23 protein-coding genes are annotated in these 26,710 nt (G+C 58.8%); 20 read left to right on the top strand and 3 right to left on the bottom strand.

What is annotated here, in order from left to right; translation table 11 throughout:
• The first annotated feature begins 3 nt into the window (after nucleotides 1-3).
• The 15 genes from ACWJJK_RS22030 (at nucleotide 4) to proB (ending at nucleotide 16,196) form a co-directional block, all read left to right on the top strand.
• A complete protein-coding gene (locus ACWJJK_RS22030) occupies nucleotides 4-2,610 on the top strand; it encodes an Ig-like domain-containing protein (protein ID WP_156881135.1) in 2,607 nt (868 codons plus the stop codon).
• 9 nt (nucleotides 2,611-2,619) lie between these two features.
• Complete coding sequence (locus tag ACWJJK_RS22035; protein ID WP_156881134.1) at nucleotides 2,620-3,489, top strand: peptidase associated/transthyretin-like domain-containing protein; 870 nt, start codon at nucleotides 2,620-2,622, stop codon at nucleotides 3,487-3,489.
• A gap of 9 nt (nucleotides 3,490-3,498) precedes the next feature.
• Entirely contained in the window at nucleotides 3,499-4,179 is a 681-nt protein-coding gene (locus ACWJJK_RS22040) for a carboxypeptidase-like regulatory domain-containing protein (RefSeq protein ID WP_086133699.1), read from the top strand.
• The gene (locus ACWJJK_RS22045) at nucleotides 4,176-6,395 is read left to right on the top strand and encodes a phospholipase C/P1 nuclease family protein (protein ID WP_086133700.1); all 2,220 of its coding nucleotides are present in this window, start codon (nucleotides 4,176-4,178) and stop codon (nucleotides 6,393-6,395) included. Before ACWJJK_RS22040 ends, ACWJJK_RS22045 begins: the two co-directional genes overlap by 4 nt.
• Before the next feature lie 19 nt (nucleotides 6,396-6,414).
• Nucleotides 6,415-6,783 (top strand): hypothetical protein, encoded by a 369-nt coding sequence (locus tag ACWJJK_RS22050; RefSeq protein WP_077732064.1) that lies wholly within the window; start codon nucleotides 6,415-6,417, stop codon nucleotides 6,781-6,783.
• A gap of 61 nt (nucleotides 6,784-6,844) precedes the next feature.
• On the top strand, nucleotides 6,845-7,390 hold the full coding sequence (locus ACWJJK_RS22055; protein WP_156881133.1) for a peptidase associated/transthyretin-like domain-containing protein: 546 nt from the start codon (nucleotides 6,845-6,847) through the stop codon (nucleotides 7,388-7,390).
• Between the two features lie 130 nt (nucleotides 7,391-7,520).
• Nucleotides 7,521-7,745: a hypothetical protein gene (locus tag ACWJJK_RS22060; RefSeq protein ID WP_156881132.1), complete on the top strand. Its 225-nt coding sequence runs from the start codon at nucleotides 7,521-7,523 to the stop codon at nucleotides 7,743-7,745.
• A 167-nt stretch (nucleotides 7,746-7,912) separates the two neighbouring features.
• On the top strand, nucleotides 7,913-9,196 hold the full coding sequence (locus ACWJJK_RS22065) for a formylmethanofuran dehydrogenase subunit B (protein WP_086133703.1): 1,284 nt from the start codon (nucleotides 7,913-7,915) through the stop codon (nucleotides 9,194-9,196).
• 601 nt (nucleotides 9,197-9,797) lie between these two features.
• A complete protein-coding gene (locus ACWJJK_RS22070; RefSeq protein WP_133717962.1) occupies nucleotides 9,798-11,468 on the top strand; it encodes a formylmethanofuran dehydrogenase subunit A in 1,671 nt (556 codons plus the stop codon).
• A gap of 84 nt (nucleotides 11,469-11,552) precedes the next feature.
• Nucleotides 11,553-12,449 carry a formylmethanofuran--tetrahydromethanopterin N-formyltransferase gene (gene fhcD / locus ACWJJK_RS22075; protein WP_077732069.1) on the top strand — a complete coding sequence of 299 codons (897 nt, stop codon included), beginning with the start codon at nucleotides 11,553-11,555 and terminating at the stop codon, nucleotides 12,447-12,449.
• Entirely contained in the window at nucleotides 12,446-13,258 is an 813-nt protein-coding gene (locus ACWJJK_RS22080) for a formylmethanofuran dehydrogenase subunit C (RefSeq protein WP_077732070.1), read from the top strand. The genes fhcD and ACWJJK_RS22080 overlap by 4 nt, the downstream gene beginning before the upstream one ends.
• A 122-nt stretch (nucleotides 13,259-13,380) precedes the next feature.
• The gene (gene rplU, locus ACWJJK_RS22085; protein WP_077732071.1) at nucleotides 13,381-13,692 is read left to right on the top strand and encodes a 50S ribosomal protein L21; all 312 of its coding nucleotides are present in this window, start codon (nucleotides 13,381-13,383) and stop codon (nucleotides 13,690-13,692) included.
• A 20-nt stretch (nucleotides 13,693-13,712) separates the two neighbouring features.
• Nucleotides 13,713-13,976 carry a 50S ribosomal protein L27 gene (rpmA, locus tag ACWJJK_RS22090; RefSeq protein ID WP_077732072.1) on the top strand — a complete coding sequence of 88 codons (264 nt, stop codon included), beginning with the start codon at nucleotides 13,713-13,715 and terminating at the stop codon, nucleotides 13,974-13,976.
• Nucleotides 13,977-14,053: 77 nt separating this feature from the next.
• Nucleotides 14,054-15,088 carry an Obg family GTPase CgtA gene (cgtA, locus tag ACWJJK_RS22095; RefSeq protein ID WP_347258491.1) on the top strand — a complete coding sequence of 345 codons (1,035 nt, stop codon included), beginning with the start codon at nucleotides 14,054-14,056 and terminating at the stop codon, nucleotides 15,086-15,088.
• Entirely contained in the window at nucleotides 15,072-16,196 is a 1,125-nt protein-coding gene (gene proB, locus ACWJJK_RS22100) for a glutamate 5-kinase (RefSeq protein ID WP_077732074.1), read from the top strand. Before cgtA ends, proB begins: the two co-directional genes overlap by 17 nt.
• Before the next feature lie 43 nt (nucleotides 16,197-16,239).
• Here the strand turns inward: proB and rpsT are convergent, their stop codons facing one another.
• Nucleotides 16,240-16,518 (bottom strand): 30S ribosomal protein S20, encoded by a 279-nt coding sequence (rpsT, locus tag ACWJJK_RS22105; protein WP_077732075.1) that lies wholly within the window; start codon nucleotides 16,516-16,518, stop codon nucleotides 16,240-16,242.
• 239 nt (nucleotides 16,519-16,757) lie between these two features.
• Here rpsT and murJ point away from each other — a divergent pair, with 239 nt between their 5' ends.
• Genes murJ through lspA form a run of 4 tightly spaced genes read left to right on the top strand, consistent with a single transcriptional unit; the run spans nucleotide 16,758 to nucleotide 22,563 of the window.
• Nucleotides 16,758-18,299 (top strand): murein biosynthesis integral membrane protein MurJ, encoded by a 1,542-nt coding sequence (gene murJ, locus ACWJJK_RS22110; protein WP_346425854.1) that lies wholly within the window; start codon nucleotides 16,758-16,760, stop codon nucleotides 18,297-18,299.
• A 10-nt stretch (nucleotides 18,300-18,309) separates the two neighbouring features.
• On the top strand, nucleotides 18,310-19,266 hold the full coding sequence (gene ribF, locus ACWJJK_RS22115; RefSeq protein ID WP_077732077.1) for a bifunctional riboflavin kinase/FAD synthetase: 957 nt from the start codon (nucleotides 18,310-18,312) through the stop codon (nucleotides 19,264-19,266).
• Entirely contained in the window at nucleotides 19,263-22,082 is a 2,820-nt protein-coding gene (gene ileS / locus ACWJJK_RS22120) for an isoleucine--tRNA ligase (RefSeq protein ID WP_454128493.1), read from the top strand. The genes ribF and ileS overlap by 4 nt, the downstream gene beginning before the upstream one ends.
• Nucleotides 22,083-22,086: 4 nt before the next feature.
• Nucleotides 22,087-22,563, top strand: a complete 477-nt coding sequence (gene lspA / locus ACWJJK_RS22125; protein WP_133717956.1) for a signal peptidase II — start codon at nucleotides 22,087-22,089, stop codon at nucleotides 22,561-22,563.
• Between the two features lie 210 nt (nucleotides 22,564-22,773).
• On the opposite strand, the gene ampD is transcribed toward lspA, so the two are convergent.
• Nucleotides 22,774-23,358 carry a 1,6-anhydro-N-acetylmuramyl-L-alanine amidase AmpD gene (gene ampD / locus ACWJJK_RS22130; protein WP_156881127.1) on the bottom strand — a complete coding sequence of 195 codons (585 nt, stop codon included), beginning with the start codon at nucleotides 23,356-23,358 and terminating at the stop codon, nucleotides 22,774-22,776.
• A gap of 629 nt (nucleotides 23,359-23,987) precedes the next feature.
• On the opposite strand from ampD, the gene ACWJJK_RS22135 reads away from it, so the two are divergent.
• Complete coding sequence (locus ACWJJK_RS22135) at nucleotides 23,988-25,955, top strand: heparinase II/III domain-containing protein (protein ID WP_454128494.1); 1,968 nt, start codon at nucleotides 23,988-23,990, stop codon at nucleotides 25,953-25,955.
• Between the two features lie 93 nt (nucleotides 25,956-26,048).
• Here ACWJJK_RS22135 and ACWJJK_RS22140 read toward each other — a convergent pair whose 3' ends face one another.
• Nucleotides 26,049-26,684, bottom strand: coding sequence for an NAD(P)H-dependent oxidoreductase (locus ACWJJK_RS22140; RefSeq protein ID WP_156881818.1), 636 nt, complete (start codon nucleotides 26,682-26,684; stop codon nucleotides 26,049-26,051).
• Between the last annotated feature and the right edge of the window lie 26 nt (nucleotides 26,685-26,710).

Below are 26,710 nucleotides of genomic sequence, written 5' to 3' on the forward strand. Positions count from 1 at the left end.
ACCATGTCTCGCCTCATCTATCGTATGGTGTTCTGGCTCGCCGCTGCGGTGCCCCTGACGGCGGTCGCCGGCAAAAACATCGCCCCCACTGTCAGCCTCACCGCACCGCTCAATAGCGCGAGCTTCACTGCCCCGGCCACGATCACACTGTCGGCCACCGCCACCGACACCGACGGCAGCATTGCCAAGGTGGAGTTCTACCGCGGCGGTACCACCCTGATCGGCACGGCCACGGCCATCCCTTATACCGTGACCTGGTCCAACGCGCCGGCGGGAAGCTATTCGCTCACCGCCAAGGCCACCGATTCACGCGGCGCCTCGACAACCTCCGCGGCGGTGAGCATCACGGTAACTACCGCGCCGCCCAATCTCCCGCCCACGGCGAACCTCACCACTCCAGCCACCGGCGAGACTTTCACTGCCCCGGCCACTATCAACCTCAGCGCCAGCGTCACCGATGTTGACGGCAGCATCGCCAAGGTCGACTTCTACCAGGGGACGACGCTGATCGGCACGGCTACCGGCACGCCGTACACATACACGTGGTCCAATGTACCCGCAGCCAACTATACGCTTAGTGCCATAGCCACCGATAACCTGGGTGCTTCCGCTATCTCCGAGCCGGTCGTCATCACTGTCAACCGGCCGCCACTAGTGGCGCTTACTGCGCCGGCCAACTGCGGCGCATTCGACACCTCGACCGGCCTCGACCTGAACGCCGACGCCGTAGACCCCGACGGCCACGTGGTCCGGGTCGACTACTATGCGGATGACGTCCTCGTGGGCTCGGTCGACAACCCCTCATCTTATCTGGAGGCCGGCAACGCCTACTGGTTTCATTGGGCCGGCATGTCCGCCGGCACTTATACCCTCACTGCCCGTGCCATAGACAACCGCGGCGCGGTCGCGACCTCCGAACCGGTCATCCTCACCATCGCCCCGGCCAATCAGCCGCCATCGGTATACCTCACTGCCCCGGCGAATGGCGCGGTTTTCGGGACCACCGAACCAATCTCCGTCTCGGCGGAAGCCCAGGACAGCGACGGCAGTATCGCCAAGGTCGAGTTCTACCGTGGTACAACGCTCATCGGCACCGACACCGCGCCACCTTACGCTGCCATCTGGAGCGGCGCCAAATCGGCCGGGCAATATGCATTGTCGGCCCGCGCTACCGATAACCGCGGGGCGCTGACCGTATCGGCGGTCGTGTCCATTACCATCAGCGCCAACGTGCCGCCTACCGTAAGCCTCGCTTCCCCAGCCAACGGCGCGAGTTTCACCGCACCAGCCACGATTAATCTCGCAGCCAACGCCGCCGACTCCGACGGCAGCATTGCACAGGTCGAGTTTTTCAGCGGCTCGACCTGGCTTGCCACGGTCACCACTGCACCCTATGCCTACACTTGGTCCGATGTGCCTGCCGGGAGCTACTCCCTGACAGCAAAAGCCACGGACAACCTCGGCGCGACGGCTACTTCCGCGGCGGCAAGCATCACGGTAGCCGCCCCACCGCCCAACACCCCGCCCACGGTGAGCCTCACCAGCCCGGCGGCGGGCGCCAGCTTCCAGGCACCGGCGACGATCACTCTCAACGCCAGCGCCGCCGATGTTGACGGCAACATCGCCAAGGTCGACTTCTACCAGGGTACGACGATCCTAAGCACAGCCACCAGTGCACCTTACACGTTCAACTGGACCAATGTCGCTGCGGGCAGCTATACCCTTACCGCCGTGGCCACCGACAACCTGGGCGCAAGCACGACCTCGGCACCGGTGAGCATACTGGTGAATGCGCTCGGGCTCACTATCATGAGCCCCGCCGACGGCGCCACTGTTGCGGGAGATCACGTGACGGTGAGCGGCCGATTCCTCGCGCCCCTCCATTCCGGCATCAGCGTCAATGGCGTAGTAGCCACCCTTGTGGACGGTGATTTCTACGCCTATGACGTGCCGATTGCCACGGAGACTCAAACCCTCACCGCGACGTTAACGACGCTCGACGGACAGACGGTCAGCCAGTCGATCTCGGTCGCCGGCGCACCGGCGCCGGGCGTACTGATACATGCCGAGCCGCAGAGCGGCCTGTCGCCGCTCAAGGTGGATTTCAGCGTGACGAACAACACGGCGAGCCCGGTGCAGAAGGTGGAGGTCGATTGGGATGGAAACGGCACCATCGATTTCACCGCGAGCGTGAACTTCAACCTTACATATTCGACGCCGTGGACCTATCGGACGGCCGTCAAAGTGACATTGGAGGATGGTTCGGTCTTCACCCAGAGCTTCCCGATCGTGGTGCAGGATCCGGAGCAAATGGATCAAATGTTCCAGTCCCTGTGGACCGGCATGAACAGCGCCCTGATCGCCGGGGACAAGATAACGGCGCTGAACTATCTGAGTCCTCCGGCGCGAGCGAAGTACGGGCCGGTGTTCGATACGCTGGCACCAGACTTGCCGCAAATTTTCGCATCGTGCTCTATCCCGCGATCCGCCGTCATTTCTCCGGAGATGGGCGAGTACGTCATCAATCGCACCATCGACGGGGTCAACCAGGTGTTCTTCATCTATTTCCTGCGGGGAGAGGATGGCGTCTGGCGTTTGGATTCCATGTGAGGACTGGCCATGAAAAATTTCGTGCTTCCCATCTTGACTGTGCTGCTGTTGCCCCTGCAGGCCTGCGCGACGAAATACTCGGCGGAGCCTATTCAGGCGCGGGTGGTCGACGCCGAAACGAAACAGCCGCTAGAAGACGTGAACGTGGTGGCGAACTGGCAACTGGAAGGGGGCCTTGAAGGCGGCACCAACCTGGGACAGATGATGGTGATGGAAACCGTCACGGACAGTGCCGGGCAATTCAGTTTCCCGGCCTGGGGGCCGAAGGCGATACCGAGCGGATATCCGTTGGAGTACCAGAACGCCCGGTTGAAAGATATGGATCCCCAATTGCTGTTGTTCAAAAGCGGCTATAAGTATCTAGCCCTCTATAACCGCAAGACAGCGGAGCAAATGCGCGGCAAAGGGCCTTCTGTCAGAACATCCGACTGGAACGGTAAGACCATCGAGATGCGGAGGTTTACGGGGTTTAAATGGAATCTTGAGCAGTATGCGGGAGATCTTATCCATCTAAATGGCTTCTTGGAAGTAGTCGCAATTCTTAATCCCGTAGAGCTTCCTCGTGACCACTGCAAATGGAAAAAAATTCCGTTGATGATTTTAGCCACCTACAAGCAAAACGAAATTTTTAAGGCTGCAAATATTACCGTCCCATATTGGGGATTACCTTTGGAATTATATGACAGGCTGCTTTCAGACGAAAAATACTATGCCGAGCAAGGATGCGGGTCGGTAAAAGGATTTTTGGGGGGTATGAGAAATGGAGCTCAAATGGCGAATTTTTTTCGAACCGGCACACTAATGGCCTACATATCCTGGATGGGACTTTATGAAACTTGGGCTTGCTGCCCCTACGGGCAAGATTTCCTCGATGAATGAGATAGCAAAATGAGCAAGTTCCGATTCCTGTTACTGGCGTTCGTGCTGATTTCTTTGCTGGGCTGCGGCGCGCCTTTCTACATCGCCGACCCGATCGAGGCGCGGGTGGTGGATGCCGAGACGAATCAGCCACTGGAAGGCGCGAACGTGGTAGCGAACTGGCAATTGGTGGTCGGCAGCCTCGATGGTGAGCGTGATAGAGGCCAGCTCGAAGTAAAGGAAACCGTCACGGACCAGGCCGGCCGCTTCCACTTCGAAGGCTTCACTAAGCTCAATCCGATGCTGTACGAACTGCGCGATCAAGACCCTCGAATCATCATCTTCAAGCCGGGCTACGAGTGGAAGATGATCACAAACAACTATCCAGGGGCTGGGACGAAAACGCCAGGCATTCATCGCAAATCGTGGGTGAGCGGGCGAACTATAAAGTTAGCGAAAGCGGATCCCGTTGTTACTCACACAATGATCAAGATTTTCTACGGTGGATTGTATTCATATTTGGTAGATATTGTGGAAGATTGCGAGTGGAAAAAAATACCGCTCATGATCTTGGCCATGGATGCTGAAAAAAAACGCCTCAAGGCAATTGATCCACAGGCCGATATTGAAGTTTGGTCAATTGGTCTCCTTGATCAATATAAAGGAAGATGCGGATCGGCGGATGAGTTTTTCAAGGAGTATGCCAAATGACAATAAAATCGTTCTTCTTTATATTTATAGCCGCTATATTGGCATGGGTGATTCCGGCCTGTGGATACGAAGTAGGGACGCATACGACAATGGCAGCTTATGCGGCACAAGATTCAATTCTAAGCAAACTTTCGACGCTAAAACAGCTTGGGCTGAAAGGCGTAGACCTCTACGATGAGAGCCAAAAATTCCCTAATTCAGACACGTTGTTAGGCTTTGGCGTTAGCAACCTGATGACCATTAGCGCACTGATACAGCATGGTGCCGCTTTCGAAGACAATCGCCGCGATATCCAGGCGCTCTATCACTTTTTTAATCCAGTAAATGGGCAAGGCTTGACGGTGGACGGCTGGATGCCGGGTGCGCCCTCTCCGAATTGGGCGTTGGAGGATATCCAGGATTTCAGCACGGACCAGCCGTTTTCTTACAAGAAAGGGCGGCAGTATTTTTATGACGCGCTGACCAAGCCTGACAAGGCGGAGCGGGACAAGAACTGGGGCTTGACCTTCCAGACGCTGGGGCACGTTATCCACCATTTACAGGACATGGCCCAACCCCAGCATGTGCGCAACGAACCGCATTGCGATGGACTGATTTGCGCATTTCCCGGCTATTTCCTGGGCCTGTGGAATCCAAGCCTCTACGAGAAGTGGACGCTGAGAAATCCCCCGGCCAATATGTGGTTCACCACTTATGCTCCGGTATATTCCGCCGACGATACCGGCAATTTCACCACGCCGCGCCAGTTCTGGACAACTACTGAAGGAAACGGCACCGGGGGAAACGGCATCGCCGAATACACTAATCGAGGATTTTTTTCCTCCGGGACGCTTTTCAGCTCGGAGGCACTTCCTTCTCCGACATTGTCTTCCTTGATGAAGGGACAGCCCCTTGATGTCGTAACTGTGTGCGCAGAGGCCGAGGCGCAAGGGCGGCCTCCTTGCCCTCCCGCCATCTCGGGTGAGATTACCTTCTTTGCAAACACCGTCACAGATAGTCTCCGGCCCAGCGAAACCAGGGACAATCCACGGGCAGCGAGCTATTCGCTATTCGATCCAGAACTAGAAAAGAAAGGAGTGGCTCCTGTCTTTGCGCTGAACCGCTTTGACTTGGATTCTGCCCACGAGTTCCTCATCCCCCGCGCTGTCGCCTACTCCGCCGGCCTCATCAATTACTTCTTCCGGGGTAAGATGGAAATCTCCCTGCCCGACGAGGGCGTCTACGGCGTCGTGGATCACTCGGTCGAGAAAGCGAAGAACACGGACGGCTTCCGCAAGATCAAGCTTAAGTTGAGAAACGTCACGCCCGCCGTCACTGGAGTGGAACCCATGGGAGCGCCGGGCAAGCTCCAGGCCGTGGCCAAGTTTCACCGCAACAGCTGCTATCAGCCGGACCTGTCGGGGGAATACGGCGCCGAGGATGAAAATAATGCCAGGATTAACGACTGGAAACAGTGCCGCTCGAAGCAGGAAGATATCGTCGTCTCGGAGGAGACCGACGTGCCCGCCGGCATCAATGCCGACGCGCAGCCGGTTACGTTCCTCTTCCCGACTCCCATCCCCATCAACGCCACGGACCTCTACCTGCAAGTCGTCTATCGCGGCCCGTTAGGGCAGGAGGAAGACGCGGTGGCGGTCGCCACCAAGGACATCGCCGAACCCGACTTCCAAATCGGCAGTTACAATACCATGGAGCAATATTTATGGGGAGGGTTGCCTTTTGGGTTATACCCTTTCAAGCAGTACTATTGTGACCAGATCCTCAAGGTCGATTATGATACCTGCAAGTACCGGTATCGATTCTCCGCTTACTTTCGTTTTGTACCCCCGACGAATTTCGATCCCGCCAACCCGGTTGAGACGTATGCCGCGACGGCAGCGATCGAAGGCGTTCTGGTGAGCCGGTATGGACGGCTCGCGGTGCTGACCGACCCAGGGTCTTTTTCCGCCTATTGGATGAAAATCTTTCCGGAAGGGTATCCGGCAGGGTCCACTCCGGATCTCAGTTCAGAACCCTCTCTTCATACGTATACATACACTGCGACAATCAACCAACTCGATCCGGAAACCAATACTATGGATTCCACCCCGTACCGCGAGAAACGGGGAATCTATGGCGCTCAGGCTATATACGAAACATTAAGCGACACTAACCTCTCCGAACCCCCACCGCTAATAAACCCGCTCGATCCCGTGCCTGCGCGGGTAAATTATTGATCCATGCGGGATCCCATTCATGAAACCCGGACTCGAGCCGCCCCTGATTACCCTGGTGCTCGCGCTACTCCCGCTATTCCACGACGCTGCCGGACGTGAAAATCGCAAATCCGGAAAAGCATTTTGCCGAGAAAAGCAGGTCGAGAAGGAGTTCGAGGCGAAGCGGAAAGCCCTGTATACAATCCAGAATGCCCTGCAAACCCTCAAGAACACCCAGCCCAACCAATACGTTGCCGATTATCAAAATTATCTGAAGAGCTTGGAGCGGCTCGCGCACGGAAAACGGGGCCAAAAAGATAAAGGGGGCAGACCCCTTTGTAAATTCGCGCGCGAGTACTTCTACCAGGCGCTCACCTCGCCGCCGTTGCCGGACCGGGAGGACAACTGAAGCAAGCTGTTTCAGACTTCGGGCGGCATCCGGCAGCCCGCTTCCGTGTGAAGGAGCGCCCATGGAACTACCCGGCATCATTTTGTACTTATATCTTCTTCTCACCGCACTATCGCTGCCGGCGTGCGCCAAGACCTATTCGGCCAAGCCGATTACCGCGACCGTGGTCGACGCCGAGACCTGGGAGCCCTTGGAGGGCGTCAACGTGGTGGCGGACTGGGTACTGTACGACCCTGCGTGGCGAAGTACCGGAGAGTTGGAAATAATAGAAGCGGTCACGGACGAGCAAGGTCAGTTCCATATCCCCGGCTGGGGACCGAAAGCGGTTCCCAGCCACTTGCCGTATGGCACGAGACTGGGAAACGAGGATCCAGCGCTGCAATTCTTCAAGGGTGGCTATCGGATTCGCGTCTTGGTCAATAGTCGGCAGCCGGAACGGCTCCGGCCCGAGAACGACATCCCCGTGCGCTATTCCGACTGGGACGGCAAGGTCATCAAGCTGGAAAAGTTCAAGGGCACTTTGGAGGATTACGGGAAATATATTCATGACCCAATGCAATATATGGGTAGTGGAATTCCCTGCCCAAGGAAAAAAATGCCGCGTTGATCAAGGAACGAGAACGTCTCGATAGCTTGGGTATCCATAACACCAATCTTCCTTCCCTACAGGCCATGGAAAACTACTTCAGCTTTGAAAATTGTGGTTCCGCCAGGGAATTCTTCCGGGAGTACCTGCAATGAGCAGACTAACTTCCAAGCTGTTGGGCGTGGCGTCGGCAACTATGGCGGGCGCATCGGCTTTCGCCTATGAAATGCCGACTCACCGTGTGCTATCTGAGCAGGCGGCAGCAAAGTCCAGACTGAGCCAACCCGATGTCCTGGCTGATCTGGGGCTCACCAAACCCATCACTGATCCCACCCAAACCTTTCCGATCGATTACGGCTCGTGCCGCCGAAAATAGCAGACGATTACGGGGCCCAAGTATTAGCTGGCCCGAAGTTGAAAGTTGAGGCCGAAAGACCTATTCTTGCGCGATTTGGTGCAACACCTGCGCCTGTCCGCATATGATCCTTTACCTCTTCGGCGGCTACGCCACCCGACGTCTTGATATCTCTTGAGAGAAATGGCATGACCGAAAGTACCCAAACCCGCGTTTTCGAAAACGTTCCCAGCCCGTTTTGCGGCATAGCCTCGGACGACCTGAAAATCGAAGTCGAGGGCCAGCGGGTCAGAATCCTCGAGAACGGTGACGCCGTAACGATTCCCGGCTTCGAGCAAGCGATCGCCGATACCGTTCCACGCATCGCCGGAAAGCCGGCTACGCTGGACCAGGCCGTCGCGCGCGCCTCGGAAATATTGAAAAGCACTCGCCTCCCGGTATTCAGCGGCTTCGGCACCGATGTCGACGAAACCCGCGCGGCGCTTTCCTTGATCGACCGTTGCCGAGGCGTGTTCGATCAAATGCGTGCCGAAGGCGGCTTGCGCAACCTCTTGGTGCTGGCCGATTCCGGCTGGATGGCGACGACCTTGGGCGAACTCAAGAATCGGGTGGAGGTTCTGGTCTCGTTCGGTACCGATATCGAACTCAATTTTCCGCGCTTCTTCGAACGCTTCGTCTGGAACAAGGAAACGCTGTTCAACGGTGACACCGGCAAGCGCGAAATCATCTTCATCGGCCGCGCCCCGACCGGCCAGGCGGCCACCGCCCCCGACGGCCGCCCGCCGAAGGTCATCCCCTGTGCCCAGGAGAGCCTGCCGGATGTGGCGGCGGCGCTTTCGGCTCTGGCCAAGGGCGCGAAACTTCAAGCGGAACAGGTCGCCGGCATCCCCGTCTCGGAGCTGCAATCGGTCGTGGATCGGCTGCGCCAAGCCCATTACAGCGTCGTGACCTGGGCCGCGGGACAACTCGCCTTTCCTAACGCCGAACTGACCGTACAGCAGCTGTGCCAGATGGTGGCGACGCTGAATAAAGACACCCGCGCCGCCGTATTGCCACTGGGCGGACAGGACGGCGATCGCACCGCGAGCCAGGTGTGCGCATGGATCAGCGGTTATCCTACGCGCGTCAGCTATGCTCGAGGTTACCCAGAATACGACCCCTACCACAACGGCGCGGCACGACTCCTCGCGAACAGCGAAGCGGATGCCCTGTTCTGGATTTCGAGCCTGAGCTCGACGCCGCCTCCGGCGAGTGACGTACCCACGGTCGTGATCGGCCGCTCGGGAATGCGCTTCGAATCCGAACCCGACGTGTTCATTCCCGTGGGCGTGCCCGGCATCGACTTTGCCGGCCACATGTACCGTTGCGACAATGTCGTCGCCATGCCGCTGTACCAACTCCGCAAGTCCGAGCTATTCAAAGCATCCGATGTGCTTCGAGCGATCGAGCAAGCACTCGGCTCTACCACGTAGCAACAGTCTCCGATAGTTCCTATTCCCTCCCGGCTTGCCCCGCCGCATTCCAGAGCAAACTGGGAGGACAGGCACAGAATCGGCCCGTTCAAACCGCTGTTTGCACCCCGCCCCATACTCTGGCGATACCCTTTTCCGTCCGAACCGATGCCGTCGAGTTGAAAAGTTAAACCGGGTTGCTTATTCTTCCGGGCTATACCAAGCCTACGGAAGAGGCATTGTGTCAGATTGATTCGAGTTTATTGGCCGTCCCTTCCAGAAAATCCTGGGACCGCGTGTTTTTGCATAACTTTGTGAATACGCGGGTCCAACGATGAGAAGTGGCGAATGCTTTGCTGGGACTTGGACATATTTAGCCTCTTCCGGCTAGGAATGGCTCCATAAAGACATTTACATCAGTTCGATGCCAGTACCGCCTTTTCATCCCACCCATCGATCTCCAGCGTCATTGCATGACGACTGCGGCGGCAAGACCGATCCGCTGAGATTGGTGTTTCTGACGACGACCCCGAGGTGCGACCGCCCGGACTGGGTCGGATTCCGGATATAACCGGACCAGCGGTATCACCTTGCGGTAACGATCCACAGGAGAGCTTGTTTCATGCTGATTAAACTCACGGGCGGCACTGTCTACGATCCCGCGCACAACATCGATGGCCAGGTGCTGGACATTTACATCCGCGACGGCCGGATCGTTCCTCACTCCGATATTCAAGGCATGGCGCCCGATCAGGAATACGATTGCCGCGGCAAAGTGATCATGGCCGGAGCCATCGACATGCACACGCATATCGGCGGCGGCAAAGTGACGATCGCCCGCAACCTCCTGCCGGAGGATCACCGCGCCGATCCATCGCCCCGTTCGGGATTAAAACGCGCCGGCTGCGGCCATGCCGCGCCCTCCACGCTGACCACCGGTTATCGCTATGCGGAAATGGGCTATACCGCCGGCTTCGAACCGGCGGTGCTCCCCATCAACGCCCGCCAAGCGCACATGGAAATGGCCGACGTACCGCTGATGGACGTAGGCGGCTATGCCATGCTCGGCAGCGATGATTTCTATCTGCGCCTACTCTCGTCCGGCGCCGACCAGCAGGTCATCAACGATTACGTGGCCTGGACTCTGCACTCCAGCCAATGCATCGGCATCAAGGTGGTCAATCCCGGCGGAATCAGCGCGTTCAAATTCAACCAGCGCAAGCTGGATCTGGACGATCAGCATAGCTATTACGGCGTCACGCCGCGCCAGGTTTTGCAGAAACTGGCCAGGGCGGTACACGAATTGGGCGTACCTCACCCTCTGCACGTGCACGGCTGCAATCTAGGGGTGCCGGGCAATCTGGAAACGACGCTGAACACGATCACCGGCATCGAAGGCTTGCCGATGCATCTAACTCATATCCAGTTCCATAGTTATGGCACCGAGGGCGACCGCAAGTTTTCTTCGGGCGCGGCACAGATCGCGGAGGCCATCAACAAGAACCGCAACATCACGGCGGATGTAGGGCAAATTCTGTTCGGCCAGACCGTCACCGCGTCGGGCGACTCCATGCGCCAGTTCGTCAATTCCCATCATGCCCATCCGAACAAATGGGTGTGCATGGACATCGAATGCGACGCCGGCTGCGGGGTGGTACCGTTCAAGTACAGGGACCAGAATTTCGTCAATGCCCTGCAATGGTGTATCGGGCTCGAAATCTTCCTGCTGGTGGACGATCCCTGGCGCATTTTCCTCACCACCGATCACCCCAACGGTGCGCCATTCACCACCTATCCCCATTTGATCCGGCTGCTGATGGACAAGAGCTTCCGCAACGACATGCTCTCGACCATCAACGCCGATGCCGCCGCGCTGAGCACGCTCGGCTCCATCGACCGCGAGTACAGTTTGTACGAGATCGCGATCATGACCCGCGCCGGAGCCGCCAGGCTTCTCGGCCTCAGCGACCGCGGCCATTTGGGCGCGGGAGCCGCCGGGGACATTACCGTATACACCGAACAGGAGGACAAGGAGGCGATGTTCACCAAGCCCGATTATGTCTTCAAGGACGGTGAACTGGTCGTCCGCAACGGCGAAGTGGTCAAAGTCGTCTGGGGCAATGTGCACACCGTCAAGCCGGAGTTCGAGCGCGCGGGTATCGAAGGGCGACTGCGGGACTATTTCGATCGCTACCACACCATGAAGATGGACAACTTCATCATCCGCGACTGGGAAATCGAGAACGATGGACGCAGCAAGATTCTCGTTCATCCCTGCCAAGGTCAGGCCTAACAAGAATGGCGCGAGCATTCTCCCCCGTTGAGACGCAAAGCACCCGAATTCTGCAAATAAAACAAAAGAGCCGTGAGGAACTGCATGAACATTAACGGCGTCCAGATCGATGCGACTTTCGCCGAAGCCTTTCCGATGAGGGCCACACGGGTCATCATCACCGCTCAAAATCTCAAATGGGCTTATCATGCGGCTCAGGCCATGACAGGCTTCGCCACTTCGGTAATCGCGTGTGGCTGCGAAGCAGGCATAGAGCGAGAACTCGATCCGAGTGAAACGCCGGACGGACGACCGGGCATCTCCGCGCTGATTTTCGCCATGGGCGGCAAAACCTTGGCCAAGCAAGTGGAAACCCGCGCAGGCCAGTGCGTGCTGACCTCGCCCACCTCGGCACTGTTCGCCGGCATTCACGAAGGCGACAAGATTCCCTTGGGCAAGAATCTCCGCTTCTTCGGGGACGGATTCCAGATCTCCAAGCGCATCAACGGCAAACGGTATTGGCGCGTCCCGGTCATGGACGGCGAGTTCCTCTGCGAAGATACCACCTGCACCGTCAAGGCCGTAGGCGGCGGCAACTTCCTGATCCTGGCGGAAAGCCAGCCGCAGGCCTTGGCCGCTTGCGAGGCCGCCATCGAAGCCATGAAAAAGATCCCGAACGTCATCATGCCTTTCCCCGGCGGCGTGGTGCGCTCGGGCTCGAAGGTCGGCTCCAAGTACAAAGCCTTGTCGGCGTCGACCAACGACGCGTTCTGCCCCACGCTCAAAGGTCAAACCAGGACGGATTTGAGCCCCGAAATCGAATCGGTCATGGAGATCGTCATCGACGGCTTGACCGATGACGACATCAAGAAAGCCATGCGGGTCGGCATCGAGGCGGCTTGCAGCCTGGGCGCCGAAAACGGCATACGCCGCATCAGCGCGGGCAATTACGGCGGCAAATTGGGTCCTTTCCTATTCCATCTTCAGGAGATCATGGCATGACGGCGCTCACCTTCACCCTGAAGGCCGAACTCGAACAACGGATCGACGTGTCCCCATTGACGCCGGATCGGCTCGCCGACAAATCCGCGAGTGAAATCGGCGCCGAATTGCTGCAATACGGCAACCGGCAAATACGTGCCGATGAACTGTTTTCGATCGAAGGGCAAGGTTCCGACCGCCTTATCTTCCGCGGCAGCCGTAAGCTCGACTATATCGGGAAGGGCATGAGCCAGGGGGAAATCCGCGTCGAGGGCGATGCCGGCAGTTATTTGGGCATGCACCTCAAGGGCGGACGCATCATCGTAAGCGGCAACGTCGACGCTTACGCCGCTTGCGAAATGAAAAAAGGCGAAATTTTGATTCGCGGCAACGCCGGAGATTTCCTCGGCGCAGCCCTTCCCGGCAATAAAAAGGGCATGGCCGGCGGCGTGGTCATCGTCAAAGGAAACGTCGGCGACCGCGTGGGCGACCATCTGCGGCGCGGCGCCATTCTTATCGAGGGCAACGCCGGAAATTATCTGGGTTCGCGCATGACGGCCGGCACCATCGCCGTCCTCGGCGAAGTCGGCGCACACCTCGGCTATGCCATGAACCGGGGCACCGTGCTGCTTGCCCGGACACCGGCATCCATTCCGGCTACCTTCAATGATTGCGGCACCCATACGCTCGGCTTCATACCGTTGCTTCTGAAAGGCTTCCAGGGATTGGAGACCCGGTTCTCCGAAATGTCCGACACCCTCAAGCGGGTACGGCGCTATGCCGGAGACATGTGCGGACTGGGCAAGGGCGAAATACTCGTTGCCCTCTGACGGCGTCACGCCGGTTGCGATTCGCAACTCGGCAGGCAAAAAACTCAGCTGGTTGACGGATTTAGGCATACACGGTTATCATTCCGTGTTTAAAAGAATTTTCTGCGTTGGAGCCAACAAAAATGTACGCGGTTATACAAACAGGCGGCAAGCAATATCGGGTGAAACAGGGCGACGTGGTCAAGGTCGAAACCCTGAGCGCCGAAGCCGGCCAGCAAATCGAGTTCGACAAGGTGCTAATGGTTCAAACGGATTCCGGCTTGAAAGTAGGCAAACCCTTCATTGATGGCGGCAAAGTAACCGCAACCATCAAGGCTCATGGCCGGCACCCGAAAATTAAAATCGTCAAGTTCCGCCGGCGTAAGCATTACATGAAGCAGGCGGGCCACCGGCAGAATTACACCGAAATTCAGATCACCGGTATCTCTGCCTAATCGAAGAGCGAGGAATCACGATGGCACACAAGAAAGCAGGCGGCAGCTCGCGCAACGGCCGCGATTCAGAATCCAAACGACTCGGCGTGAAACGCTTCGGCGGTCAGTTCGTGCAAGCGGGCAGCATTATCGTGCGGCAGCGCGGCACCAAATTCCACGCCGGTGAGAATGTAGGCTGCGGAAGAGACTATACGCTTTTCGCATTGGCCGACGGACAGGTCCAGTTCAAGGTGAAAGGCCCGCTCAAGCGCAAATACGTCAGTATCGTTCAAAGCGAAGCCTAAGGATCAAAGCGGCTTTACGGGCCGCCCTTTTAAATAGGAAGAAGCCTCGTCCGTGACGGGGCTTTTTTGTCATTACCATGAAGTTTGTTGACGAAGCGGAAATTCGGGTGGAAGCGGGCGACGGCGGCAACGGCTGCGTCAGCTTTCGGCGCGAAAAATATGTTCCTTTCGGCGGCCCCGACGGGGGCGACGGCGGTGACGGCGGCAGCGTTTTTCTGGTCGCCTCCACCAATCTCAACACGCTGGTCGACTTCCGCTTTCACTCGCGATTTCGCGCCGAACGCGGACAAAACGGGTCGGGCGGCAACTGCACCGGCCATTCGGGCGCCGACTGCATCGTCCACGTACCTACCGGCACCGAGGTGTTCGACGCCGAAACCGGCGAAAAGCTCGGCGACCTGGTCAAGGAAGGCGAAAAATTATTGGTAGCCCAAGGCGGCTTTCACGGCCTCGGCAATACCCGATTCAAGAGCAGCGTCAATCGCGCGCCGCGCAAGGCCACCAGCGGAACGCCGGGCGAACGGCGCACCCTGCGCCTGGAGCTGAAGCTCATCGCGGACGTCGGCTTGCTGGGCATGCCCAATGCCGGAAAATCCAGCTTGATTCGCAGCGTGTCCGCCGCACGTCCCAAGGTTGCGGATTACCCTTTCACCACCTTGTATCCGAATCTTGGCGTCGTGCGCGTCGACGATCAGCGCAGCTTCGTCATGGCCGATATTCCCGGCCTCATCGAGGGCGCATCGCATGGAGCGGGACTGGGAGTGCAGTTCTTGAAGCATCTTGCCCGTACCAAGCTGCTGCTCCACGTAGTGGATGTCGAACCCTACGAAAGCCTGGAAGACCCGATTACGGCGGCACAAAAAGTGATCGCCGAGCTTCAACAGTGGGACCAGGGCCTGGACCAGAAGCCGCGCTGGCTGGTATTGAACAAGATCGATCGGCTGGCCGACGACGCAGCCCAACAGCGCTGCCGCGAAATCATAGAAGGTCTCGAATGGGCCGGCCCCGTCTTTAGGGTCTCCGCCGTTCGAGGCGACGGCCTCAAAGACTTGGTCTACAGCGTTATGGCGTTCCTGGAGCAGGACCAAACAAAAGATGCAGAACAGGACTGAATTTGCCCACGCCCGCCGCATCATCGTCAAGATCGGCAGTGCCTTGCTGACCGGGGGCGGGCGCGGACTGGACATGCCCGCAATCACCGATTGGGTGGCTCAAATTGCCGTCTTGCGCCACCAAGATATAGAAATTCTTCTCGTTTCTTCCGGCTCGGTCGCCGAAGGCATGTGCCGGCTGGGCTGGAAAACCCGCCCACGCTCCCTGCACGAACTCCAGGCGGCCGCCGCCGTGGGACAGATGGGCCTGATTCAGACTTATGAATCCCTCTTTCAAGGGCACGGTCTTCATACCGCGCAAATCCTGCTGACCCACGACGACCTATCGGATCGGCAGCGCTATCTTAACGCCCGAAGCACCCTACTCACCCTGCTCGAACTGGGGGTGGTGCCGGTCATCAACGAAAACGATACGGTAGCGAACGAGGAAATCCGCTTCGGAGACAACGACACGCTCGCCGCTTTGGTGGCGAATCTCCTGGAAGCGGATCTCTTGATCATTTTGACCGACCAAAAGGGACTTTACGAACGCGATCCGACCCTGGACCCCACCGCCCAACTCGTCTACCAGGCCAGCATCAATGATGCGCGCCTCGGCGAGATGGTGGGCGAGAGTCGCAGCGGACTCGGCCGGGGCGGCATGATCACCAAACTGCGCGCCGCTCGGCTGGCCTCCCGGTCCGGGACGGCAACGGTTATCGCCAGCGGGCGGGAGCAAAATGTCATGGCAAGGGTGGTTGCGGGCGAGGAATTGGGTACCTTTCTGATTCCCGATGTATCCCCGATGCTGGCCAGGAAGCGTTGGCTGGCCGGACAGCTCAAACTCAAGGGTAAGTTGCACTTGGATGAAGGTGCTGCGCGCGTCTTGAAAGAAGACGGCAAAAGCCTCTTGCCCATCGGCGTAACCGCCGTGGACGGCGACTTCCACAGGGGCGACCTAGTCGCTTGCGTGGATATGGAGGGAAAAGAGGTGGCTCGCGGGCTGGTGAATTACGGCGCTGACGAAACGCGCGTCATCATGCGACAACCGAGCTCGCAAATCGAATGCCTGCTTGGATATGTCGATGAACCGGAACTGATTCACCGCGATAATCTGGTACTGGCTTGAGAGAGGCAGGCGGGCCAGCCCGCCTCGCCTTTCCGCCAGAAACTTAGGCGGATGCGCTCAGAACCAGCGCTTTGACTCGGGCGTTGAGACGGCTCTTGCTGCGAGCGGCCTTGTTCTTGTGGATCAAGCCCTTGTTAACCGACGAGTCGATAACGGGAACTGCGGCGCGAAATGCGGCCTGCGCTTGCTCCAAGTCGCCGGATTCTACCGCCAGAATGACCTTCTTGATGAAGGTCCGCAACCGGCTGCGCTGAGCCGCGTTGTGGGCGCGATGTTTTTCCGATTGTATGGCGCGTTTTTTTGCTGAAGCAATATTAGCCAAGGTGAAAACCTCTAATCCTAATCGTTTTAAGCGAATTCGTTATTTTCGTCACAAGTAATTCAAGAGTCAAGAGCGCAATTTTCACAAAATTATCGGGCCAGACGTTTTCGCAGGTTATAGGCCATTTTCGGATAGCTTTTCGCAGCGTATCTCTAACAGTGCCTTGATCGCCCAAATTCCTTATACTACGGCCTTTTCTTCAACGAAAGCACTGGTTTTAGGCTCTGAGCAAGCATCTACTGAAATCCACGGCGGCCGTCGGCGGCATGACCTTCGTCTCCCGCCTTTTAGGGTTCGTTCGAGATGTCGTCATCGCCCGTTATTTCGGTGCCGATCCCGGCACCGACGCGTTCTTCGTCGCGTTTAGAATTCCCAACTTCCTGCGCCGCCTCTTTGCGGAAGGCGCCTTCTCGCAGGCCTTCGTGCCGGTTCTGTCAGATTACAAGGAGCGCCACGACCCGACCCAGCTCAGGCCCTTCTTGGATCGTACGGCCGGCAGCCTGTCGCTGGCCTTGTTGCTTGTCACCTTCGCCGGCATTATCGCTGCGCCGGTCTTGATCATGCTGTTTGCGCCCGGTTTCTATCGAAATGCGGAGCAATTCGAGCTCAGCGTCGAGATGCTGCGCATCACCTTGCCGTATCTTTTCTTCATTTCCCTCACGGCATTCGCCGGGGCCATTCTGAACACCTGGGGACGTTTCGCCATACCGGCCTTCACGCCGGTCTTTCTGAATCTTCTGATGATCGCTGCGGCGATTTGGTTCGCCCCTTACCTGTCCGAACCGATTACCGCCTTGGCCTGGGGTGTGCTGATCGCCGGCGTCGTCCAGCTCGCATTTCAAGTGCCTGCGCTCCTCCGGGAGGGCTTGCTGCCGAAACCCCGCCTTGGGTTTCACGATGCCGGCGTTCGCCGCATCATCAAGATGATAGGACCGGCGATTTTCGGGGTTTCGGTAACCCAGGTGAATCTCCTGGTCGACACGGTGATTGCCTCCTTTTTAGTGTCCGGCAGCGTCTCCTGGCTTTACTACTCCGATCGGCTGGTGGAATTCCCTTTGGGCATTTTCGGCGTCGCTATCGGCACTGTAATGTTGCCTCATTTGTCGAAAAATCATGCAAACCGTGATCGCGACGGGTTTTCCCGTTCGCTGGACTGGGCTCTCCGCTGGGTCATCCTGATCGGCTTGCCGGCGACCTTGGGCCTAGCGCTACTCGCCGAACCGATGATTTCCACCCTTTTTCAGTACGATCGGTTTTCTTCGCATGACGCCGAGATGGCCAGCCGGAGCCTAACGACTTACTCCATCGGATTGATGGGCTTCATCGCAATCAAGGTGCTGGTTCCGGGCTTCAGCTCGAGACAGGATCTCCGCACCCCGGTCAGGTATGGCGTCTACGCCATTATCGCCAACCTCGCGTTGAACCTGGCTCTGATTTTTCAACTCGCGCCGATCGGCTGGGGTCACGCGGGTCTCGCTCTGTCGACGGCGTTGGCGGCGCTCCTTAACGCCGGACTGCTCCTGGCCAAACTTTTGAAGGAGCAGATTTACAAACCGGAACCGGGATGGCCGATCTTCCTGCTGCGTGTAGCGCTCGCCAGTGGCGTGATGGTCCCGATCCTGGTCTATGCGTCCAATGCTTATCCGTGGCAGATCTGGTCGCTCGCCGACCGAATTTCGCATCTGGCTTTGTGGATTCTGCTGGGCCTCGCGACTTATCTGTCGTGTCTTACCCTGACAGGGCTCCGTCCCAGGCACATGCTGGTTCCGGAAGGTACCTGAGGACCGTCGCATGCGCTTGATTCGAGGACTCGCCGAACTGAAACTTCCCGAACGGGGCTGCGTCGCCACGATCGGCAACTTCGACGGCGTCCATATTGGTCACTGCCAAGTGATCGAAAGGCTGGCGGAAGCAGGACGGAGGCTGGATTTGCCGGTTGTGGTCGTCCTGTTCGAACCGCAGCCACGGGAATATTTTTTCCCGAACGAAGCACCGGCCCGTTTGACCCGGCTCCGTGAAAAGCTGGCCCGCTTGGCTGAATTGCCGATCGATCAGGTGCTGCTGCTGCGCTTCAACCGGCAGCTCGCCATGTTGCCGGCGGAAAGCTTCATTCAAGACATCCTGCTCGAAGGACTGCGCATCAAGTATCTGGTGATCGGAGACGATTTCAGATTCGGCAGAAACCGGCTCGGCAACTTTGCCTTGTTGCGGCAGGCCGGGAAAGAATTCGGCTTCGAAGTGGTCGACACGCCGTCGGTATTGGTCGATGGACGACGCGTCAGCAGCACTTCGATCCGCAAAGCCCTCGCGGCAGGCGATTTAGCTCGCGCAGCGCGACTCCTGGGGCGTCCTTATTCAGTCTGCGGACGCGTCATCCATGGGGCGAAGCGCGGCCGAACGCTCGGCTTTCCCACGGCCAACATCTTGATGAGACGGAAAAACACTCCTGTACAGGGTGTATTTGCCGTTACAATGTCCGGAATAGGCGAACATCCGCTGCCGGGGGTCGCGAACGTAGGCATACGCCCGACTGTCGCGGGAGGACGTACGGTGCTCCTCGAAACCTATTTGCTGGACTTCTCCGGAGACCTCTACGGAAAACAGGTGGAAATCGTTTTTCGCCACAAGCTCCGGGACGAAAAGCGCTTCGACGGCTTAGCCGAACTGCAGGCCCAGATCGAACGGGACGTCATGACTGCAAGAGGCTATTTCGCCATCTCAAATTCAACATCATCCTCTGCATCATGAGCACGGATTACAAATCGACACTGAATTTACCCAGCACCGATTTTCCGATGAAGGCCAATCTGCCGCAGCGCGAGCCCGAGCAGCTCGAGCGCTGGCGCAGCATGGATCTTTACCGGAAGATTCGCGAAACGTTCCGTGGGCGCCCGAAGTTCATTCTTCATGACGGCCCCCCCTACGCCAACGGCGAAATCCACATCGGCCATGCCGTAAACAAGGTGTTGAAGGACATCATCGTCAAGAGCAAGGGATTGAACGGTTTCGACGCGCCCTATGTGCCCGGCTGGGATTGCCACGGCCTGCCCATCGAATTGATGGTGGAGAAGAAGATCGGCAAAGCCGGCGTGCAGGTCAACGCTTCCGATTTCCGCAAGGCCTGCCGCGCCTATGCGACCGAGCAAGTGGATATCCAGCGGCGCGAGTTCATCCGGCTCGGCGTTTTCGGCGACTGGGAAAATCCGTACCTGAGCATGGACTTTCGCTTCGAGGCCGACATCCTGCGCGCTTTGGGCCGAATCTCCGCGCGCGGCCATCTGATGAAAGGGGCAAAGCCGGTGCATTGGTGCACCGATTGCGGCTCCGCGCTGGCCGAAGCCGAGGTCGAATACGAAAACAAGCGCTCGATCGCCATCGACGTGCGGTTCAGGGTTCTCGACGAAACCGCGCTGGTCCAGCGTTGTCACTCGGTTCCGGGCCATCCGGGCGAAGGCCCGCTGTCGGTGGTCATCTGGACGACGACACCCTGGACCCTGCCGGCCAACCAGGGCGTGGCGCTCAACCCGGATCTCGATTACGCCGTGGTGCAATGCCGGGAACCGATGGAGCGGTTGGTCGTGGCCGAAGCCCTGATGAAACATGTCATGATGCGTTGCGGCGTCGACGATTACCGCGTCGTGGCGTATTGCAGGGGCTCGGATCTCGAGGGATTGATGCTGCACCATCCGTTTTACGAGCGCGAGGTGCCTATCGTTCTCGGCGAGCACGTGACGCTCGACGCCGGTACCGGCGCGGTGCATACGGCGCCCGGCCATGGCCAGGAAGACTACGTCGTCGGTCAGCGCTATGGGCTGCCGGTCGAAAATCCGGTGGCGGACGACGGCAAGTTCCTGCCGAGCACGCCGCTGTTCGCCGGCGAACACGTCATGAACGCCAACGGCCATGTGGTCGAGGTGCTCAAGGAACGCGGCACACTGCTGCACGAAGCGCGCATCGAGCACAGCTATCCGCACTGCTGGCGGCACAAGACGCCGGTCATCTTCAGAGCGACGCCCCAGTGGTTCATCGCCATGGACAAGAACGATCTTCGCCGCCAGGCCCTGGAAGAAATCAAGAAAGTGGAATGGATACCCGACTGGGGGCAGGCGAGAATCGAAGGCATGGTCGCGAACCGGCCCGACTGGTGCGTCTCCCGGCAGCGGAACTGGGGCGTGCCGATCGCCTTGTTCGTCCACCGCGAGACCGGCGCCCTGCATCCCCGCACCGAGGACCTGATCGAAGCGGTCGCGCAACGGGTCGAGGAACGCGGAATCGATGCGTGGTTCGATCTCGACCCCGCGGAATTGTTGGGCGAAGAGGCTGCGCAGTACCAGAAGATCAACGACACGCTGGATGTCTGGTTCGATTCGGGCGTCAGCCACTTCTGCGTGCTGGATCGGCGGGAGGACCTGCATTCGCCGGCCGATCTGTACCTCGAAGGCTCGGACCAGCATCGCGGCTGGTTCCAATCGTCCTTGCTCGCTTCCGTGGCGATCCGCGACGCCGCGCCGTATCGGCAGGTGCTGACCCACGGCTTCACCGTGGATGCGGAAGGCAAGAAAATGTCGAAATCCAAGGGCAATGTCGTGGCTCCGCAGAAAGTGATGCAGAACCTCGGGGCGGATATCCTGAGGCTTTGGGTCGCGGCAACCGACTACCGGGCCGAGATGAGCGTTTCCGACGAGATTCTGAAACGCACGGCGGACGTTTACCGGCGGCTGCGGAATACCGCCCGCTATCTGCTCGCGAACATGAGCGGCTTCGACCCGGAGCGGCATTCGGTCGAACCCGAAAAGATGCTGGCGCTCGACCGCTGGGCGGTGGACCGGGCTTTCCGTCTCCAGCAGGAAATCGTCGAAGCCTACGAGACCTACCAGTTCAACCTGGTCTATCAAAAGGTCCACAACTTCTGTTCCATCGACCTGGGCAGCTTCTATCTCGACGTGCTGAAGGACCGCCAGTACACCTGCCGCGAGGACAGCCTGCCGCGGCGATCCGCACAAACCGCGATGTACCACATCGCCGAGGCACTAACCCGCTGGCTGGCGCCCATCCTGAGCTTCACGGCCGATGAAATCTGGCGTCATTTGCCCGGCAAGCGGAGCGAATCGGTGTTTCTGGAGACCTGGTACGAGGGACTGTTCCCGCTGGACGAATCCTCTCCGTTCAACCGCGAGTTCTGGGATTTCCTGCTCAAAGTCCGCGAGGCGGTGAGCAAGGAACTGGAAGTACTGCGGGTGCGCGGCGAGATCGGCTCGTCCCTGGACGCCGAAGTCGAGCTTTACGGCAGCCAACCGATTCTCGAACGGCTTGCGCCTATCGAAAGCGAGCTTCGATTCTTGTTCATCACTTCGTATGCGAGCCTTCGGCCCGAAGGGGACAGCGGCACGCTTCCGACGGGGATCGAGGGACTGGAGCTGAAAGTTCGGGCTTCCGATAAACCCAAATGCGTACGCTGCTGGCATCACCGCGAGGACGTCGGCAAGCACCCCGACCACCCCGAGCTTTGCGGCCGCTGCGTGGAGAACGTGGCAGGACAGGGCGAAACCCGTCTTTACGCCTGATCTCATGTTGAATTGGCTTTGGCTTTCCGCGCTGGTCGTCGGCCTGGACCAGCTCACCAAGCAACTGGTCGATCGCTCGATGGAACTTTACGAGTCGGTCGGCCTGCTGCCTTTTTTTCAGCTCACTTACCTACGCAACCAGGGCGCCGCGTTCAGCTTTCTGAGCCAAGCCGGAGGATGGCAGCGGTGGTTCTTCATCGGCCTGGCCGTCATCGCCAGCGGCGCTATCTGCTATTGGCTGAGCCGGCTCGGCAAGGGCCAACGTTGGGAAGCCGCGGCCTGGGCGCTGGTTCTGGGCGGCGCGCTGGGCAATCTCATCGATCGCATCATTTACGGATACGTTATCGATTTTCTCGACGTGTTTTATGGAGAATGGCACTGGCCGGCCTTCAACGTGGCCGATTCCGCGATCACCATAGGCGTAGCGATGCTGCTGATCGACTCCGTGAGACCGCGACAGTCGACGGCCAGCCTGGTGTAGACCTATTTGCCGGCAAGGGATTGCCGGCCTATAAACGATAGCCAAGTAGGTCGGGAATCCTTTCCCGACACAACGGACGGGCAATCGGCTTTGCATGCAAAAGATTTCCGACCTGCTGGATCATAGACCGGAACAAGCCCAGCATTCCCGGAGTAAGGCGCATTTACCGGGAACGGCTATCGCCTCATCCCCGCCTACGACGGTTTCACCTCAGACGAGAATGCCTCTGCCTCCGGTCGGCTGAAAACCTCTTGCGGACAGCAAGCGGTAAAGCCTTTCCCAATCGAAACTCGGGCCCGGATCGGTTTTGCGTCCCGGAGCGATGTCGCTGTGACCGACGATCCGGTCCGGTGACAAGCCCGGATAATTCGCCAGCAAGGCGGAGAGCAAATCGGCCAGGTGCTCGTATTGCCGGTCGGTATAGGGAATATCGTCGGCCCCTTCCAACTCGATGCCGATCGAGAAATCATTGCAGCGCTCCCGCCCCTCATAGTTCGAAATCCCGGCATGCCAAGCGCGCCGGTGGAACGGAACGTATTGAACGATCTCGCCGTCGCGGCGAATGAGCGCATGGGCCGATACCCGAAAGCCGTGTATGCGCTCGAAATAAGGGTGGGCAGTCGGTTCCAAGGTATTGGTAAACAAACAGTCGATCCAGTTGCCGCCAAACTCGCCCGGAGGCAAACTGATGCCATGTATCACCACCAGCGAAATATCCCCTGAATCGGGCCTGTCGTCGCAATTGCAACTCTCTAGCCGCCTCGCGTTTGCCAGCCAGTTATCGATTATCTTCATTTTCCAAACCGAGTTGTAAATCGTCGAGAATTCGTCCTGTCCGCCGAGTATATCTACAAGACAATCTGTCCGCTTTCGGTTTTGTGGGTCGAGTCACGATATAAAAAAGACTTTCCCTTTAAAGTAAGTCCCGCGACGAATATAAAGCGCATTGTAAGAACCGAGTATAGAGTTATCGCAATGTGCGACACCGAAAATCATCATCGATTGCTACCGGTCCGGCAACGCATAGACTGAAACGGATTCAGTAAAGCTACAACACATTCGATATACCTTAAGCCGCGATTTTTCGAGGTACAGGTCGAAACCTTTCCGATTCGAAATCGGCCGGCAAAAATAATAATCCCGGCAGAAATGTTTCGACTTGAAAACAGAGCTCTTAAAGATAACAAGAACCGTGTCGGCCATGATAAAAAAGAAGCTGTTTCTTTCCATGGTACGCTGCATACCGAATATACGACTCCGTATCCCGCGAAATAGCAAAACAGTACGGGCAAAGGCAATCCCGGCACGCCGCATACATTATATTACCCGTTTTCGATGCATTAAGACGGCTGAAATCGAACTTAACTTCCCGGGCAATTCACGACAGTTTTTTCATCCATGACCATCAAGGGAGTGCTTCAAGCATGAGAGATTTCCGATTATGGAGCAGGCTGGCTCTAGCGCTAGCGGGGGTATTTTTCAATCCCATGGCCGTCGGAGAAACCCCGCCGTTGTCAGGGCTGCCTAGCAATGAGGAAAGCAAATCTGCTTTCGCCACGCTGAAGGCCGGCGAAGGCGGCTATGCACCGGCCCGTGCCGCCCGTGAGTACTGGGACGCGGCCCGCCGGCGCGTGGCACAGGATCCTCGCTGGACGGCTTGGTTGCAGGAGCGAACCGACTGGATCGATCACTGGATGACCACGCCCCGCGAGAGCGCGGACTGGGTCGCCGGCTGGATCCACGACTACGTCGATCCGAACACGGGCGTTCTCCTCCACTGGACCCCCGATCAGCCGATACCGCCCGACCAGCCCGGCCACGAAAAGCTGCGCGCCGCCTGGATCGCCCATAATCGGATCTACAACATCGACCGCGTGCTGGACGCCGCCCGACTGTTCCGCCTGACCGGCGATACGCGCTACTTGGATTGGGCGGCTTCGCAGCTCGATTTCTACGCCGACGCCTACCGCGGCTTCCCGTTGCAGACCTGGAACGGCCGAGCCCAGCTGATGAATCAGAGTCTGGACGAAGCGACCCGCGCCCTGGTGTTGATCGAAGCGGTCCGGCTGCTGAAACCCCATGTCCCGGCGGCCCGCGCCGACCACTGGCGCGAGGGGCTGTTCCTGCCGTTGGCGGCCAATGTGATGGCGTCGTCGCGCGAGGTCCACAACATCGCCGTCTGGCATGCCGCGGCCGTGACGCTGATCGGACTCGAGTTCGAACAACCCGAGTTGATCGGCTTCGGCAAGCATTCGGCCTTAGGTCTTCCGTCGCTCCTCGCGACCGGCGTCTCGCCGGACTGGTTCTGGTACGAGCACTCCCTGTCCTATCAGGAGTATACGGTCCAGGCCTTGGTGGAGCTGCTGGTCGGCGCGTCCCTGCGCGGGCGGCTGGCCGAGTTCGCCCGGGAACTCTGGATCGCGCAGAACCTGATGATTTCTCCGGTGACCGTGCGCTTTGCCAATGAAGACGCCCCGACCCTCAACGATTCGCCGCCTAATCGCAAGGCGCCGAACCGCAAGTTGTGGGCGGCCTCCCGCCGGGTGTTGCCGACCTGGCTCGGGCTGGACGAAGCGAAGGGCCAGCTGAGCTGGGACACCCTGCTCGATCCGCCCAAGCCGGTCGATTCGATGCCGGTACTGCCCGACCTGGCGTCGGGACCGGTGCCGGGTCTCGATGCGGTTCAGCTCGTGAAGAACGGCTGGCATGCCCTGTTGCGCTATGGCCAGAAAGCCCGGTTTCATGCCCAGCAGGAAGCCCTCACTTATGAACTGCAATACGGCGACACCTGGCTTCTCAAAGACGCCGGCACGGTCGGCTACGGCTCGCCGCTGCACAAGGGCTATTTCAGCCGGGCACCGGCGCACAACGTGCCGCTGGTCGACGGCGACGGGCAAAATCCCTGGCCGTCCGAGGGACAGCTCGATGAGGTCGCGCCGGACGGCTCGTTCGCGGCGGTGTCCCATCCGAGCTATCGTCCGGGCGTAACCGCAACCCGGCGGCTCGCCATCGGCGCCGGCGACTTTATCGATCAGGTGCGGGTGACCACCGGCTCGGACACGCCGCACGCGATCGGTGTCGTCATGAACACACCCTGTGCCGTGACCTCCGACCGGCCGTCTGTCGCGGAAGGGGCATCGCTGCCGAATGCGACGGCCTTCCGCCACTGGAAGGACTGGACCGCCTATGCGGCGGCGGGCACTTGGAGCGGCACGCTCGACTGCGCCGGCCGCCGGTTTGCCCTGGCGATCGCCGGCGCCGAGCTGCAGCGGGTGTTTGTGGGCACCGTCCCCGATTCCGCCGCGCCGTACACCCGCCGGGGCATCTACCTCGAAGCCATGGCAACGGAGACGCAGTTCTACCTGGTATTCCGCCCGCTCGATTCGCCGTAGGCGTATGCTGAAATACGGCGCGTAGCGGCATGAAGACAGCCAAGGCGTTGTTGTTCCACGACCGCTCGGCCTTTCTCGCTCTGTGGCCGAACCTTACCCGATTCGGCTCAGATCGTGCCGACGCTCCTCCGGCTCGGGCATTAGGGTCTGTCCATGCAATTTCGCCAAAGTGGCGGCGAGATTTGCCCCCAAGGCTTCGACGGCGGCGTGTTGTTTGGGATCGGTCAGCGTGCCCTCGGGCTGGAACGCTTCGTGAGCCTTGGCCACCGCCAATTGGTCGGGCAGGACGATGACACCGATGTTGCCCAGGATCGCCCGCAAGTGAACCAGGCCGCGGAGACCGCCGAAGCCTCCGGGCGAAGCCGACAGCAGGGTGGCGACCTTGTTCCGGAAAGGCGCCAGGCCATCCTCGCCGCCGACCGGCCGGGATATCCAGTCGATGGTGTTCTTGAGGAGCGGCGTAATCGAGCTGTTGTACTCGGGCGAAGCGATCAAAAGCCCCTGATGCGCCATCATCAGATGTCTGAATTTCAGGGCGTTGGCGGGAATGCCATCGCGGCTCTCCAAGTCACCGTCATAGATCGGCATCGGAAAATCGCGCAGGTCTGCCATCGTCACCTCGGCGCCGGCCCGACGGGCGCCTGCCGTGGCGATCCGCACCAGCATTTTGTTGTAGGAGCGTTCTCGCGCACTGCCGGCAAAAGCGAGAATTTTCGGTTTGGCTTCCATGGATATCTCCTCGAAATTCAACAGCG

Source organism: Methylocaldum gracile, assembly GCF_053646815.1.

Bases quoted from the DNA above. Each gene is read 5' to 3' on its own strand.
- ACWJJK_RS22030 (WP_156881135.1), top strand. From the start codon at position 4: ATGTCTCGCCTCATCTATCGTATGGTGTTCTGGCTCGCCGCTGCGGTG.
- ACWJJK_RS22035 (WP_156881134.1), top strand. From the start codon at position 2,620: ATGAAAAATTTCGTGCTTCCCATCTTGACTGTGCTGCTGTTGCCCCTG.
- ACWJJK_RS22040 (WP_086133699.1), top strand. From the start codon at position 3,499: ATGAGCAAGTTCCGATTCCTGTTACTGGCGTTCGTGCTGATTTCTTTG.
- ACWJJK_RS22045 (WP_086133700.1), top strand. From the start codon at position 4,176: ATGACAATAAAATCGTTCTTCTTTATATTTATAGCCGCTATATTGGCA.
- ACWJJK_RS22050 (WP_077732064.1), top strand. From the start codon at position 6,415: ATGAAACCCGGACTCGAGCCGCCCCTGATTACCCTGGTGCTCGCGCTA.
- ACWJJK_RS22055 (WP_156881133.1), top strand. From the start codon at position 6,845: ATGGAACTACCCGGCATCATTTTGTACTTATATCTTCTTCTCACCGCA.
- ACWJJK_RS22060 (WP_156881132.1), top strand. From the start codon at position 7,521: ATGAGCAGACTAACTTCCAAGCTGTTGGGCGTGGCGTCGGCAACTATG.
- ACWJJK_RS22065 (WP_086133703.1), top strand. From the start codon at position 7,913: ATGACCGAAAGTACCCAAACCCGCGTTTTCGAAAACGTTCCCAGCCCG.
- ACWJJK_RS22070 (WP_133717962.1), top strand. From the start codon at position 9,798: ATGCTGATTAAACTCACGGGCGGCACTGTCTACGATCCCGCGCACAAC.
- fhcD (WP_077732069.1), top strand. From the start codon at position 11,553: ATGAACATTAACGGCGTCCAGATCGATGCGACTTTCGCCGAAGCCTTT.
- ACWJJK_RS22080 (WP_077732070.1), top strand. From the start codon at position 12,446: ATGACGGCGCTCACCTTCACCCTGAAGGCCGAACTCGAACAACGGATC.
- rplU (WP_077732071.1), top strand. From the start codon at position 13,381: ATGTACGCGGTTATACAAACAGGCGGCAAGCAATATCGGGTGAAACAG.
- rpmA (WP_077732072.1), top strand. From the start codon at position 13,713: ATGGCACACAAGAAAGCAGGCGGCAGCTCGCGCAACGGCCGCGATTCA.
- cgtA (WP_347258491.1), top strand. From the start codon at position 14,054: ATGAAGTTTGTTGACGAAGCGGAAATTCGGGTGGAAGCGGGCGACGGC.
- proB (WP_077732074.1), top strand. From the start codon at position 15,072: ATGCAGAACAGGACTGAATTTGCCCACGCCCGCCGCATCATCGTCAAG.
- ribF (WP_077732077.1), top strand. From the start codon at position 18,310: ATGCGCTTGATTCGAGGACTCGCCGAACTGAAACTTCCCGAACGGGGC.
- ileS (WP_454128493.1), top strand. From the start codon at position 19,263: ATGAGCACGGATTACAAATCGACACTGAATTTACCCAGCACCGATTTT.
- lspA (WP_133717956.1), top strand. From the start codon at position 22,087: ATGTTGAATTGGCTTTGGCTTTCCGCGCTGGTCGTCGGCCTGGACCAG.
- ampD (WP_156881127.1), bottom strand. From the start codon at position 23,358: ATGAAGATAATCGATAACTGGCTGGCAAACGCGAGGCGGCTAGAGAGT.
- ACWJJK_RS22135 (WP_454128494.1), top strand. From the start codon at position 23,988: ATGAGAGATTTCCGATTATGGAGCAGGCTGGCTCTAGCGCTAGCGGGG.
- ACWJJK_RS22140 (WP_156881818.1), bottom strand. From the start codon at position 26,684: ATGGAAGCCAAACCGAAAATTCTCGCTTTTGCCGGCAGTGCGCGAGAA.